This is a genomic window from Candidatus Nanosynbacter sp. TM7-087 (genome assembly GCF_022828365.1).
Classification (GTDB): Bacteria; Patescibacteriota; Saccharimonadia; order Saccharimonadales; family Saccharimonadaceae; genus Nanosynbacter.
This window is the reverse complement of record NZ_JAJQJU010000001.1, coordinates 262,160-275,243: the sequence shown is the minus strand read 5'-3', so window position 1 is coordinate 275,243 and position 13,084 is coordinate 262,160. Positions and strand designations below refer to the sequence as shown.

General features: G+C 43.4%; 13 protein-coding genes. 8 read left to right on the top strand and 5 right to left on the bottom strand.

The genetic code is table 11. From position 1 onward, the window contains the following. The first annotated feature begins 6 nt into the window (after positions 1-6). From LRM41_RS01420 to recR, 3 genes are read left to right on the top strand one after another with little or no spacing between them, the layout of a single operon-like run. The gene (locus LRM41_RS01420; RefSeq protein ID WP_243819157.1) at positions 7-1,467 is read left to right on the top strand and encodes a glycosyltransferase family 39 protein; all 1,461 of its coding nucleotides are present in this window, start codon (positions 7-9) and stop codon (positions 1,465-1,467) included. Between the two features lie 32 nt (positions 1,468-1,499). After that, a complete protein-coding gene (locus LRM41_RS01415) occupies positions 1,500-1,790 on the top strand; it encodes a YbaB/EbfC family nucleoid-associated protein (protein WP_129635271.1) in 291 nt (96 codons plus the stop codon). A 4-nt stretch (positions 1,791-1,794) separates the two neighbouring features. Next, positions 1,795-2,412 carry a recombination mediator RecR gene (recR, locus tag LRM41_RS01410; RefSeq protein WP_243819156.1) on the top strand — a complete coding sequence of 206 codons (618 nt, stop codon included), beginning with the start codon at positions 1,795-1,797 and terminating at the stop codon, positions 2,410-2,412. Between the two features lie 70 nt (positions 2,413-2,482). On the opposite strand, the gene LRM41_RS01405 is transcribed toward recR, so the two are convergent. Then, positions 2,483-3,649, bottom strand: coding sequence for a PKD domain-containing protein (locus LRM41_RS01405; RefSeq protein WP_243819155.1), 1,167 nt, complete (start codon positions 3,647-3,649; stop codon positions 2,483-2,485). A gap of 207 nt (positions 3,650-3,856) precedes the next feature. On the opposite strand from LRM41_RS01405, the gene LRM41_RS01400 reads away from it, so the two are divergent. Continuing rightward, a complete protein-coding gene (locus LRM41_RS01400; RefSeq protein ID WP_243819154.1) occupies positions 3,857-4,837 on the top strand; it encodes a DHH family phosphoesterase in 981 nt (326 codons plus the stop codon). A gap of 12 nt (positions 4,838-4,849) precedes the next feature. On the opposite strand, the gene LRM41_RS01395 is transcribed toward LRM41_RS01400, so the two are convergent. Beyond that, complete coding sequence (locus LRM41_RS01395; protein ID WP_243819153.1) at positions 4,850-5,704, bottom strand: hypothetical protein; 855 nt, start codon at positions 5,702-5,704, stop codon at positions 4,850-4,852. Between the two features lie 307 nt (positions 5,705-6,011). On the opposite strand from LRM41_RS01395, the gene LRM41_RS01390 reads away from it, so the two are divergent. Next, a complete protein-coding gene (locus LRM41_RS01390) occupies positions 6,012-6,662 on the top strand; it encodes a hypothetical protein (RefSeq protein ID WP_243819152.1) in 651 nt (216 codons plus the stop codon). Positions 6,663-6,801: 139 nt separating this feature from the next. Then, on the top strand, positions 6,802-8,235 hold the full coding sequence (cysS, locus tag LRM41_RS01385; RefSeq protein WP_243819151.1) for a cysteine--tRNA ligase: 1,434 nt from the start codon (positions 6,802-6,804) through the stop codon (positions 8,233-8,235). 40 nt (positions 8,236-8,275) lie between these two features. Here cysS and LRM41_RS01380 read toward each other — a convergent pair whose 3' ends face one another. Genes LRM41_RS01380 through LRM41_RS01370 form a run of 3 tightly spaced genes read right to left on the bottom strand, consistent with a single transcriptional unit; the run spans position 8,276 to position 11,386 of the window. Continuing rightward, complete coding sequence (locus LRM41_RS01380; protein ID WP_243819150.1) at positions 8,276-9,409, bottom strand: AI-2E family transporter; 1,134 nt, start codon at positions 9,407-9,409, stop codon at positions 8,276-8,278. A gap of 2 nt (positions 9,410-9,411) precedes the next feature. After that, positions 9,412-10,644 (bottom strand): ABC transporter permease, encoded by a 1,233-nt coding sequence (locus tag LRM41_RS01375; RefSeq protein WP_243819149.1) that lies wholly within the window; start codon positions 10,642-10,644, stop codon positions 9,412-9,414. After that, on the bottom strand, positions 10,637-11,386 hold the full coding sequence (locus LRM41_RS01370; RefSeq protein WP_243819148.1) for an ABC transporter ATP-binding protein: 750 nt from the start codon (positions 11,384-11,386) through the stop codon (positions 10,637-10,639). The genes LRM41_RS01375 and LRM41_RS01370 overlap by 8 nt, the downstream gene beginning before the upstream one ends. A gap of 63 nt (positions 11,387-11,449) precedes the next feature. Between LRM41_RS01370 and LRM41_RS01365 the strand changes: the two genes are divergently transcribed. Both LRM41_RS01365 and LRM41_RS01360 read left to right on the top strand, forming a co-directional pair. Beyond that, positions 11,450-12,118, top strand: coding sequence for a response regulator transcription factor (locus LRM41_RS01365; protein WP_243819147.1), 669 nt, complete (start codon positions 11,450-11,452; stop codon positions 12,116-12,118). After that, positions 12,115-13,065, top strand: a complete 951-nt coding sequence (locus LRM41_RS01360; RefSeq protein ID WP_243819146.1) for a sensor histidine kinase — start codon at positions 12,115-12,117, stop codon at positions 13,063-13,065. The genes LRM41_RS01365 and LRM41_RS01360 overlap by 4 nt, the downstream gene beginning before the upstream one ends. The last annotated feature ends 19 nt before the right edge of the window (positions 13,066-13,084 follow it).

Genomic DNA, 13,084 nt, shown 5'->3' with positions numbered 1-13,084 from the left:
ATACCAATGAAAAAGCAAAAAGTTACCGATATATTCCTTTACCGATGGCGCTACGTTTTCGGCTATACGTTGCTGGCGCTGTTGTATATAGGAGCTATTATAATTTCTGCATTACACGTGCCGGGAGGTTTGTCGCAAGCAGAAATCAACATGGTCAATACGACAAATCACTTGAACTTCAGCATCGAAGGGATAGCTGTCACAAATTTACCATTTCACCTTCTTCAATTGCTATTCTTCAAACTGTTTGGCGTCAGCTTATTAACAATTAAAGCGCCCGCCGTAATCCTTTCAATCGCCAGTTCCGTCGCTATCTTCTTCCTCCTAAAACGCTGGTTTAAGCCGTCCACAACGATTCTATCGTTATTAATCATGGCGACGACTGGTCAATTTTTATTCATCGGTCAAAGCGCAACTGTTGGCATTTTATACATCTTTTACACCGCGCTAACTTTACTTTTTGCCACATTGATTCTCCAGAAAGCCCAAAACGCCTCCATTTGGCGAATCAGCTTAGCCATCACCACGGCACTCAGCCTCTTCACTCCGTATTTTTGGTATATCAATCTGGGGCTTCTGATCATCGCCTTTCTACATCCGCATCCACGCTATTTCCTCATCTCCCGAAAACACCGAAAATCTTGGATTGTTCCATTTTCAATTTTATTCGTAATGGGTTGCGGAATTAGTTTCCTTTGCTATAAATCCCACGTGCTATTTTACAACCTCATCGGTATCAACGGCCTAAGTTTTGATATCGTTGCAAACCTCAGGACTTTATATTACACATACATCCGCATTTTCCCATCAGTCGTAGGGAACCAAATCACGCCAATTATGGATATCAACGCAATGGTGTTAATCGGACTAGGACTATTCCGCAGCTTCCAAAAAATCTCCAGCGCCCGCTCGTTTATGATTTGGTCGTGGCTAATCTTAGCATTGGCGCTACTCATCTTCCAGCCGAGCCTCACCCCGATAATCATCATCCCGCTATTCATTCTCTTGGCGGTCGGATTGGAATCCCTAATGAACATGTGGTACGGGCTTTTCCCGCGTAATCCATACGCTCGCGGCACAGGGCTGGTTCTTATATCAATGCTAATCATCGTTATGGTGGTGGGTGGCAGCTTCCGCTATATTGACGGTTATCGTTATTTCCCAGAAGCAGTTTCACGCTTTAATAAAGATTTATCTCTACTCCGTAAAAATACCGCGCCGACAGATTCATTCTCGCTATTAGTCAGCAGAGAAGAGTCACCAATTTACGAAGCACTTAAAAAGCACAGCTATCACCAAATATCAATTATTCACACAGCGCCAGCAAACGTCGGGCAGACTTTATATGTGAGCCATACCGCAAAATCACAAGTTCCTAAGAGCTATCAAGGCCACGTGTCGTCCATTTTGGTGAACGATCATAAAGACGGTGACCGCTTCTATATCTACACATCCGACCGCAAATAGGGTATAATTATAAGTGTTAAATAAGGAGGAATATGGCGTTTGATCAGGTGAAAATGCTGCAACAATTACGCAAAGCACAGAAACAATTAGGTAAAGAAATCATCGAAGTTGAGGCTGGCGATGGCGCTGTGATCGTACAAATCACTGGCGAATTAAAGATTAAGTCTGTAAAGATTGACCCAGAAATGGTTGACCTAGAGAATATCGAAGAGTTGGAACACTGGATTGAAATCGCAGTTCGCGACGGTATGACAAAGGCTCAGGAGGTCGCTGCTGAAACTATGAAGCCATTGATGGGCGGCTTGGGCAACTTGCCATTCTAAAGTCATGTCAATCGACATTTTACCAAAAGCTCTGACTGCTTTAATTGATGATTTTGGTAATTTACCCGGAGTTGGACCGCGTACGGCTGAAAGATATGCCTACGCGGTTTTACGCCGCAACCCCAAATCCGCAAAGCAATTAGCGCATTCATTAGACCGATTGCACGACCGCGTAAAAACCTGCCCGAAGACATTTGCGTTAATCGACTCAGATGACGATGTGTCGCCTTTATACACAGATTCGAACAGGAATAAAAAAATCGTTTGTGTAGTAGAGGAGCCGCTAGATATCGTTGCTATAGAAAGAACAGGGCAGTTCCTGGGTACATACCACGTGCTGGGCGGCGTTATCTCACCAATTGACAATATCGGGCCGGAGCAATTGCATATCCCAGAGCTAATTGAGCGTATAAAAACAGACGACGTTCAAGAGATTATTATCGCCACGAATGCTTCAGTTGAAGGCGAATCAACAGCACTGTTTTTGCAAAGATACATCCAAGAAGCTGGACTGAGTACAACCATCACACGCTTAGCTAGAGGTATTCCAGTCGGTGTTGACCTTGAGTACGCAGACCAAATTACACTGACTCACGCACTAGAAGGTCGAAAACAATTATAGACTCAACGGCTTCATCGCCAATAAAAAATACCCGCCATCTCGGCGGGTATTTCGTTGCTAGCTTGACCTATTACATTTGGCGGCGGCTAGCGATGTAAGCGATAGTAGCTGTAGTTAGTCCACCTAGGCCTAGTGCTGACATAATCGCGTCACTTGCACCAGTCTTTGGCAATTCTGGGCTAGGTGTCGGTGTTGAAGGAGTGTTTGGTGTAGGAGTTTCCTGACACTTGCTTAAGTCAGTTGTGTACTTTGACTCGTTGTACTCTTCCTTCTTGATTTCACGAATCTCTTTTTTCTCGATTACGCAGATTTTAATCTTAGCAGGAGCTTCCTTACAATCGTTTGGATTCTTCGAATGCTTGCTCTTGTCGAACTCTGATTCCTTAATCTCTACTGGATACTTATTAGTCTTAAGTTCACAAACAACAATCTTTGGCTCTGGCTTAACCGTAACGGTTTTTTGACAGTTAGGGTTTTGCCTCTTAACTTCACCAGTTTCCTTACCGTTTACAGTAATAGTAACTGTGTAGTTGCCTTCCTGTGCGTAAGTGTATTGAATTTCTGATGAGTTAGTTGTCTTAATGTTGCTGTCACCGAAGTTGTATGTGTAGCTAGTGATAGATGCACCACCCTTAGCGGTTGCCTTAACGCTGAATTTGAAGGTGTTTCGAGAAATCTCAGTTACTTGCAAAGCGTCACATGTTAGAGCAGGCTTTGCTGGAGGTGTTGTTGGGTTACCCCAAACTGGGTTACCACAGTCTTTAATCACACCAGTGATAAATGAACCGTTATTGTCAAACCATGCGTAAATATTATAGCTCTTAGGTCCGTCAACAAAGCTCTGACCAGTTGTGTATTGGTAGTAAGTATATCCGTTTGAGGTCTTGTAGCTACGTTGTGGCTGAGGCTGACGAGTACCAGCTTTAGACTGTACGGTTATAGCATTTGTAGCTACAACACGACCGTCAACTGTAATGTTGCCGTTTGCGTCAACTACACCTTCGCGCATATTTGATCCGCCCTGAACCATAGTTTCAGTAACGTACCACTCTTTGTATAGTTCTTTAATTTCTGTACGGCTATATGCTGTTTGCAATTCTGACATAGAATGTGTACCACAGTATACAACGTTAAAACTGTTACAGCCGGCAGCCTGTGAAGGTGATGCCAACCAAATTCCACCGAGCATAGCGAATCCCAAAGAGATAGCAATGCCGATTTTCTTAAATTTGTTCATAAAAACTCCTCTTTTCCAGCCCTATCTTCAGGCTTTATGTCCTCATACTAGCACAATCTTTATATTTTGTCAATAATAATTTATAAAAATGTTTATGTTTTTTGATTGCGCAGTACTTTTAATAGTCCATCACATATTATACCACTTATGTAATTAAAAACAATGTATATTATATTAGAGTAAAAATCATTTGTTATAATAAATAATATGCTAGATACAGCTAAACAATTCATTCAATCCGCAAACAATATAGTTATTATTCAAGCCGAAAATCCCGACGGCGACAGCCTGGGTTCAAGCTTGGCGCTGGAAGAAGTCTTAAGCGACCTAGGGAAGACTGTCACTTTATATTGTCCAGTAGATATACCGAAATATCTTCATTACATTCGCGGTTGGGATCGAGTGCAGAACGACTTTCCGTTTCAAGCCGACGCCGCAATAATTGTCGATACAAGCGCGGATATCCTTCTTAGCAAGGTATTAGAAACTCCTGGAGCGCGACATTTCTTAGAAACGCACCCAACTCTGGTTATCGATCATCACACAGCCGAATCGACGCTCAGCTTTGATCATATTATGTTATCAGAAACCGTCGTGGCGACCGGGGAATTACTATATAAACTGTTCAAACATTCCGACTGGAAGATAAATCCTCAGGCGGCCGAAGATTTATTGATAGCTATTATGAGCGATAGCTTGGGGCTTACTACGCAAAACACTACGGCTCAGACTTTCCATACGGCGGGAGAACTTACAGAACTGGGCGCGTCTAATGCGGAAATTGAAGAGCGACGACGTGAATTTATGAAAAAATCGCCAGAAATTTTGGCGTACAAGGGAAAATTGATCGAGCGAATCGAATATTTATTAGACGGACAATTGGCGTTGGTGCATGTGCCATTTGAAGAGATTCAGCAATATAGCGACGCCTACAATCCCGGAGCGTTGATTGGTGATGAATTGAGGTTGGTTGAAGGCGTGGCGCTCAGCTGTGTTATTAAAACTTACCCTGACGGCAAATTAACTGCGCGCTTACGAGGTAATTTACCAATCGCCGATACCGTGGCTGGATACTTCGGTGGCGGCGGTCATCCGTATGCGGCAGGATTCCGCGTATATGAAAGCTATGATGAAATCGTAAGGGAATTAGTCACAGCAACGGATCAGGCTCTACAAACAGAATATTGACCCACTACGCTATCAATATATTTTTCTCAGGCCCGCTCTATCTAGTTGCTCTATCAAATCATCATTCACATCAAATGCGCCCTCAGACCGTAGAAGACCGTTAACTTTTCTTCGTACCTCTTCTACTCGATCTTGCATACTAGAGTAACTAAATATTATTCCATCATCATATGTAAGATAATCCTGAATCACTTTTCCCACGGCATAAGCTTGCAATTCAGAACGAAGTTTTACTTGATTGGATTCAGCAGGGTTTATTTCCAAAACTGGATTAACAACACTATCATACGCATGAGACGTTTCGTGACCCAATACGGCGGTATTAACGCATGTCAGTCCACTCTGAGCCACACTAACAACAGGGCGAAGACTCATCACATAAGAGCCTGTCCAGACGCCTTCCATTTCGCAAAGACCAGTATAACAAAACCCGCCAACATTTTTTCTTTCTTCTATTTTTGTGGGCGGGTAATCCTCTAAATAACGATATATACCATCAATACGTACTCTGGTAGAGTTGTCGCCAGCGAGAGTTTTTTCTATTCTATCTTTCTGCATTGGCATAGGAGATATCTGCCTTCCAGAAACAACAAATTCATTACTCCCAATGAGCGGTATTCTATTTTTATCTGGCCAGTCTGAATCAGGATGGCTGTTTCCCAATTCTTCACCTTCAACATATTCCATAGGTTCCAACATTTGAGCCGTATTACATAGTCCTAAGGCTAGATCCCCCAGTTTATCAATTACCTCAGACCTCTCTAAAGCACCTATCAACCTATCTTTCATATACTTCAAAGAATCCAGTGTAATAGGACTATCATAGCTGGATACTGGCGGACGACGCACCTGCACTATTTCTCTCACACTTTTTATTATATATTAAATATCTTATTTTGTCAAGTACGAGGTCTTATCTGGCGACATAGCTACGACGTCTTAGACTCTGATAGGACTAGGTTAGAGTTGACGTTTTAATATAAGTGTGATATACATATACTAGCTTTTGTTGACAAGTTGAGTAAATCCCTGTCCGAAAGCGCACTTTGACAGACAGTTATATACAAGGTGAGTTTTTATTTCTTTTACAAAAAAGCAGAGAAGAGGAATGAGATCTCGCCTTGTGGCAAAACGTCACTTAACCGCCCAGGGGTGAGAAGACAGGAAAGGGATTATGTCCCGACAGAAAGATGATGTCGCGCTGGCTTGGGAGTTTTCTTTCAAAGAGAGCGACATTAAGCTCTTTTTGAACCTGAAGAGTTCCATCAATGAAGTCGAGCGAGTACTTCGGGAATCTGGTAAAATTCCAGACTCGAAGAGGAAAGACTTCACTGCCAGCATGACTGAGGGATATCTCTCAGTCATGATTGTCTTGCATGACATCTTGAGTTCTACTCTAGATGTCAAGCACCACTCTGTTCGCAGAGTAGTGAGTACTTCGCGTTCAACGGAGGAAAAGATCGTTGATGTATTTGTTGCAGCGGGAGCTGCAGCCAAGGCACAGTCCTGGCTGGCTTGGGATATCATGACGCAGTACAATTGTCTTGTATTGTGTCACACCAGGCTACAAAAGCGCCTAAACGGCGCAACCATCTCTGCCTTGAAAAAGGCGGTGCAGACCTTGGAAGAACAGAGGAAGAGCGTGCCAAATCTCGGAGACTATCTCGTAGAGATCGCTGTACCTGCACTGCAGGTGGAGGAGAATGTCCATATCTTGATCGACGATTCTGACACTCTTCAGTTGGGGGAGTACCAAATCTCCCAGCTGCACAATCTGCTCGGAAGGGTTAAGACCCTCCTAGAGTGGAAGCGTCCTCGGGACTAACCTTCCCCCAGGAGAAATGGCAGGCGGCGTTTGTAATAATACTGTCTGTCATTTCTTCCTTGAAATTATTAAGTCCCAACTGGGGCTGTTTTTTATATCAATTTTGAAAAACTGACCAGAGTAACGTACAATAGAACTAATGATAAAGCTCTATAACACGCTCACTAGACGAAAAGACGAACTGACGCCGCTTGACGGAGAAACGGTCAAGTTTTACACCTGTGGTCTAACAGTTTATTCGCAGCCGCACATCGGCAACTGGGTTGGCTATATTTACTGGGACGTGTTGGTACGATTGTTACGCTGGCAAGATATTCCCGTTATTCGAACGCAAAACATCACTGACGTTGGTCATTTGACCAGCGATGACGATAACGGCGAGGATAAAATGGAAAAAGGTGCGCGCCGCGAGGGGAAGACCGCCTGGGATGTGGCGGAAAGATATATTTCCGTCGCAAATCATGAAGCCTACGACGTGCTGAAATTGATAAAACCAGATTATTTGGTGCGGGCGACGGATTATATTCAACAGCAGATTGACTTCGCAAAAGGATTGGACGAAAAAGGATTTTTATATAAAATCGACGGCGACGGCATGTATTTTGATACGTCGCTTTTGAAGGATTACGGTAAATTAGCGCGGCTGGACATAGCTGGGCTGGAGGCTGGCGCCAGAGTGAGCGTTGAAGGAAAGCGCAATATTACCGACTTCGCCGTATGGAAGTTTTCGCCAAAAGACGCCAAGCGCGACATGGAATGGGATAGTCCGTGGGGAATTGGTTTTCCTGGCTGGCACCTGGAATGTTCGACAATTGCCCGTGAAACACTTGGGGATTCTATTGATATTCACGCGGGCGGGATTGATCATATTCCAGTTCATCACACGAATGAAATTGCTCAGAGTGAAAGTCTGACTGGAAAGCAATTTTCTCAGATTTGGCTACATAATAATCACATAAAAGTCGACGGCCGGAAGATGAGTAAATCACTGGGAAATATTATTACGCTGGACGATATTATTTCGCGAGGGTTTAGTCCGATGGCGTTTAAGCTGGCGATTCTCAGCAAACATTATCAAACGGAAGGCAATTTTACCTGGGAAATCCTGGAAGCAGCACAGGCGCGATTGAACCATTGGCGGGATTACGCGGTTCTGAGACATCAGACTCACGACACACTGGAAGATGACGACGATAAGGATGAGCAGGACGATTCGGTTTCGTTATTAGCGGGATGTCAGGCATTGATCGAGAAATTGAACGATGATTTGGATACTCCAGGCGCACTGGCGTTGATTGATGAAGTATTTTCAAAGTTGGATCATACGCCGCTTGATAAAATTCATCGACAGAGTTTAGTGCAATTTATTGATGAGATTGACGAGATTTTAGGGCTGGATTTGGCTGAGTCTACGCCCGATATTACTGACGATTTGAAGAGGTTGATTATCCAGCGACGTCAAGCACGCGCAGAGAAAAATTGGGAAGAATCCGACAGAATTCGCGATGAACTTCTTCAGGCTGGCGTTGCCGTTCGTGATACGCCAAGCGGCAGCGTTTGGACATGGAAATAGCCCGCTAGATTCAACGGGCTATATTTTTATTTCGCGCTAATTAATCTTCGTTCTTCAATTTCTTAACTAATTTATTAAGAGGTTTTTCGCTTTCAACACGCTTAGACTTGGCTTGCTCCAAGTAATTATCCAACAAAACTTTCACGACGCCAGCGGCTGGAATAGCAACCAAACCGCCCAATAGACCACCAACATACAAACCAATTGTCACTGCGACCAAGACAGTCAGAGCCGACAACTCAACCTTCTTTGATTGGATAGAAGGAGAAACAAAGTTATTCTCAATCTGTTGGTAAATCACGAAATAAATTGCGTAAATAACTCCAGCTGTCATATTGTTAAAGAATAGCAAGAGTGAAATTAAAGCACCTGCTATCGTTGCACCAAACATCGGAATTAGCGTCAACACAAATGTTACCATAACGGTGAGCATTGCCAAATTGGAATTTATGACAGGGAATGTCAAACTCAGCACAAACACCACGAAACCTGATAATATCGCATCGATTCCAGAAACCGTCAATTGTCCAGAAACATAACCCGTGACCACGTTATACATTCGGCCAACCAGCTTCTTATGACGCTCCATTTTTTCTTCGTCGTTGTACAATCCCCACAAACGCTTCACCCAAGTTGGACCCTCGAGAAGCATCAGGAATGATAGCACCAACACCAAGAACAACGATCCTAAGAACGACGCCAAAGAACCAACACTGGACAATAAATTAGTGCCGACGCTCGTAGCCCAAGACGAAGATTGCTGCTTAATGTTTTCCATCATCGAATCGACCTGCGGGCGCAAATTATTCTTATCAATAAAATCGTTGACACCACGCCACTGTGAACTTGCTTGGTCGATTATACTCGGGACGCTCTCGACAAATTTGGCAGATTGCTGGACGATTGGCGGAATAACAAACCAGATCACACAACCCAAAAGCAAAACCAGCGTCGTGTACGCCAGCGCCGTGCCGCCTAATCGACTTTTCCCAGGAAGCTTCTTAGCAATTGCCGCAACTGGACGATTCAACGCCAACGCCAAAAACAGGGAAATCCCCAGCAGAACCAGCGCGTCCTTTGCGGAATAAATTGCCAAACCAGCCAGACCAAAGCCCATCACGACCAGCCAAAATCGCACAAATGTTTTTGTGTCTATCTCTATACGTACTTTCATAATTAAACTTTACCAGCTTTTCGGCGTGTCCGCAACGCCGACAGAGATAATTTACTATCATAAGACATCGCGCCGTATCGGAAAACGCGCACCGATAGCCACATAACAAACACCGCTGTAGCGACCAAAATTGCCGTACCGAGCAAAGCTTCCCAAATTGGTAAATTGCCTATGGCGTTGCGTAGTAATAATGGAATCGGCGCAGTGAATGGAAATAGCGATAAGAACTTAACGAAGAAATAATCAGGGAAGGAGACGAACGCCGTGATTCCGTAAAATGGACCAATGAATAGCATAATCACAATTCCAAACCACTGGCTGGCTTCTTTGGCGGTCGGCATCATCGCGCCCAAAGTTACCAGCATTCCAGTAAATAAAGTGAAGCTGGCGGAGAAAATTATGATCGCCAGACCAATCCTCACAGGGTCAAACACAAGCGTACTCAAGTCTAGATTAGGCAATTGCAACTTCGAGCCAAATGCCAAATAGCCCGCCAAAACCGGCAAAACAATCACCAAAATCTGAATCAAAGCCAGAACCATCAAAGACAGAATTTTACCCGTAATCAAAGTGTCGGTTTTAACGGTCGTAAGCAACATTTCAACCGTGCGATTTTCTTTTTCCTCGGTGGTGCTAATGAGCATTTGATTGCCAAAAATACTGATGAGAATGAACAAAATAGCCAAAAACATTCCCGGCACAATCATCTCATTGATGCCGCCGTGCTCTTTTCCGTCCAGATATGTGGTTGATGACAATTGAACTTTGTCGCGTAAAATTGCGACCTGAGCCGGGCTGACATCACTTGCCACCGATTGACTTAACAAACTCTGCGCCACCGCGCCGTATTTTCCGTTTTGGAATAACCCAACATCTTTACCGTAAACTTCGACCTTTTGCTTGCTCAAATCCTTTGGAAAATAAACATACGCATCAACCTTATTATTTTTTACGTCGTCAATTCCAGATTCTTTCGATTTGGCGGTTTTGGCTTTAATTGCCGTCAGTAATTCTGGCTTCACTAACTTCGAATCGTCCGTGACTTCCAGTGAAAATTCTTGCTTTTCCAGATTTTTTGACGCTTCAATAGTCGTGCTTTGCGACCAAAACATAATGCCATACAGCACGCCAATCAACAAAGGGAATCCCAAGGCCGTCAACCAAAATGTTGGTTTCTTCAGCGTTCTAAGCGTTTCAAATTTGAAAACCGTCCCCAAATTATGCATTTTACTCATCACTCAACTCCTTCGCTTCGCCGCCGTAAACTTGAACAAAAATGTCGTCCATTGACGCGCCACCAAATTGTTTTTTCACTTCTTCCAATGTGCCGTATGCCGCCGCTTGACCGTCCTTCAATAAAATCAAGCGGTCGCACAGTCTTTCAACTTCCTCCATCTGGTGTGTAACGTAAATAATTGTCGCGCCAGCTTTTCGCTGCTCCTCAATTATATTCATCAGCAAACGGCGATTCACCGGATCAAAACCTTTGGCTGGCTCGTCCATAATCAGTAGTTCTGGATCGCCCATAATCGTTACGCCAAGCTGAATCTTCTGTTGCTGTCCGCCAGATAATTTATCAAGTTGCGTATTAGCCTTGTCGCTCAAATTGACACGCTCCAAAAACTTCATAGAAAAATCCTTAGCTTCTTTGCGACTCAAGCCTTTCAATTGACCAAAGTAAAGCATCACGTCTAAGACTTTTTCTTTTTTATACAAGCCGCGTTCCTCAGGAAGATATCCGAGGCGAATCTGGCTCTCCACCGAATATGGCTTGCCGTTTATCAATAAATCGCCCGCGGTCGGCTGGTATAGTCCCAACAATGCGCGCAACGTCGTAGTTTTTCCCGAACCATTACTTCCCAAAAAACCAAAAACTTCGCCGCGAAAAACATCGAAACTCAGATCTTTAATGACAGTTTTATCACCGAAACTCATCTTAAAATGACGAATCTCAACCATTTTTTTATTACCTGGCATACGCCTCCTTTTCTTTAAATAAAATTATAACACTTAGCGCGGGAAAAAAGATATAATATAAATATGCGACTGTTGGTTATTGAGGACGAACGAAAAATTGCGAGGGTCATAACCGAATCTTTGAAGCGCGAAAAATACGCGGTTGATGCGGCGTACGACGGAGAAGAGGGCTTTAATTTGGCGAATAGTCAGCCGTATGATTTGTTGATTGTTGATCGAATGCTGCCGGGATTAGAAGGCACAGAGATTGTTAAAAAGCTGCGAGAAAATGGGAAAAATATGCCAATTCTGTTTCTAACGGCGCTGAGCACAACCGAAGATAAAACGCTCGGGTTGGACGTGGGCGCTGATGATTATTTGACTAAGCCTTTTGCAATTGACGAGCTGTTGGCGCGAGTACGAGCTTTGCTTCGTCGCCCACCGATTAGCCAACCAGACGTTCTGCAAATTGACGATTTGAGAATTGACAAGCAACAGCAGACAGTAACTCGCGCAGGAAAAATTATCGACCTCACAAGCAAAGAGTATGCGCTGCTGGAATATTTGATGCAACATCCAAATCAGATTCTCAGTAAAGAAACGCTGATTGATCACGTTTGGGATTTTGACGCTGATATTTTGCCGAATAATGTCGAGGCATACATAAAAAATCTGCGCCAAAAAATCGATAAACCATTCAAAAAGCAATTAATAAAAACCGTGCGCGGCTTCGGTTATAGGATTGAATCATGAAAATTTTTACTTCAGCAACAATTAAGTTGGCGGGCTGGTATTTGATGATTTTGATGATTGTCAGTTTGCTGTTTAGTAGCATTATTTTTCAGGTGGCACGCTCGGAAGTTGATGCGCAAATTCATAAAATTATCGTTCAAAGGAAGGGCGATTTTCCTGCAATCAATTTGTCGGAAAGAATAGATAATTCAACTCGAAATCTTTTGATTAGTTTGGGCTATATAAATCTTATCGTTTTGCTCGCTGGCGGTTGGTGTTCATATTTATTGGCAAAAATTACTTTGCGACCGATAGAAACTGCCCACAAAGCTCAATCGCGATTTGTCGCCAATGCCAGCCATCAGCTCCGAACTCCTTTGGCAATTATGAAAGCAGAAACTGAATTTGCGTTAAAAAATCAGAAGGCGAATAAGGCGGAACTTACAGAAACTCTGGAAAGCAATTTGGAGGAAATAAATAAGTTGACTGAGCTTACAGCAATGCTTTTGGAACTGTCGCGAACGGAAAATAAGTTGGCACTGGAAGACAAAAGTTTTAACTTGACGGAATTGATATCCGAACTCATCCGCGAACGGAAAGCCGAAGCGCGAGTTAAAATGAATTGCCCAGAACACATAAATATTCCGCTTCATCACACCGCGACGCGAGAATTGTGCGCGATTTTGCTCGACAATTCATTGAAACATAGCCCAAAAAATTCTGTGGTAAAAATTTGCATCATTCCATCGAAACAAAATATTACCGTCAACTTCATCAACGACGGCACAATTTCACAACAAACTCTACCACACGTTTTTGAGCGATTTTTCCGCGGCAATCAACAGACGAAAGGCTACGGGTTAGGATTGCCATTAGCGGAGCAATTGACAAAAGCGCTAGGCGGGCAAATCTCTGTTAGCACCTCGAAAAACTCAACCATTTTCACAATTTCCTTGCCGATTCTGTAAATTTTCAGCTATTTTTCAG

Bases quoted from the DNA above. Each gene is read 5' to 3' on its own strand.
- LRM41_RS01420 (WP_243819157.1), top strand. From the start codon at position 7: ATGAAAAAGCAAAAAGTTACCGATATATTCCTTTACCGATGGCGCTAC.
- LRM41_RS01415 (WP_129635271.1), top strand. From the start codon at position 1,500: ATGGCGTTTGATCAGGTGAAAATGCTGCAACAATTACGCAAAGCACAG.
- recR (WP_243819156.1), top strand. From the start codon at position 1,795: ATGTCAATCGACATTTTACCAAAAGCTCTGACTGCTTTAATTGATGAT.
- LRM41_RS01405 (WP_243819155.1), bottom strand. From the start codon at position 3,649: ATGAACAAATTTAAGAAAATCGGCATTGCTATCTCTTTGGGATTCGCT.
- LRM41_RS01400 (WP_243819154.1), top strand. From the start codon at position 3,857: ATGCTAGATACAGCTAAACAATTCATTCAATCCGCAAACAATATAGTT.
- LRM41_RS01390 (WP_243819152.1), top strand. From the start codon at position 6,012: ATGTCCCGACAGAAAGATGATGTCGCGCTGGCTTGGGAGTTTTCTTTC.
- cysS (WP_243819151.1), top strand. From the start codon at position 6,802: ATGATAAAGCTCTATAACACGCTCACTAGACGAAAAGACGAACTGACG.
- LRM41_RS01380 (WP_243819150.1), bottom strand. From the start codon at position 9,409: ATGAAAGTACGTATAGAGATAGACACAAAAACATTTGTGCGATTTTGG.
- LRM41_RS01375 (WP_243819149.1), bottom strand. From the start codon at position 10,644: ATGAGTAAAATGCATAATTTGGGGACGGTTTTCAAATTTGAAACGCTT.
- LRM41_RS01370 (WP_243819148.1), bottom strand. From the start codon at position 11,386: ATGCCAGGTAATAAAAAAATGGTTGAGATTCGTCATTTTAAGATGAGT.
- LRM41_RS01365 (WP_243819147.1), top strand. From the start codon at position 11,450: ATGCGACTGTTGGTTATTGAGGACGAACGAAAAATTGCGAGGGTCATA.
- LRM41_RS01360 (WP_243819146.1), top strand. From the start codon at position 12,115: ATGAAAATTTTTACTTCAGCAACAATTAAGTTGGCGGGCTGGTATTTG.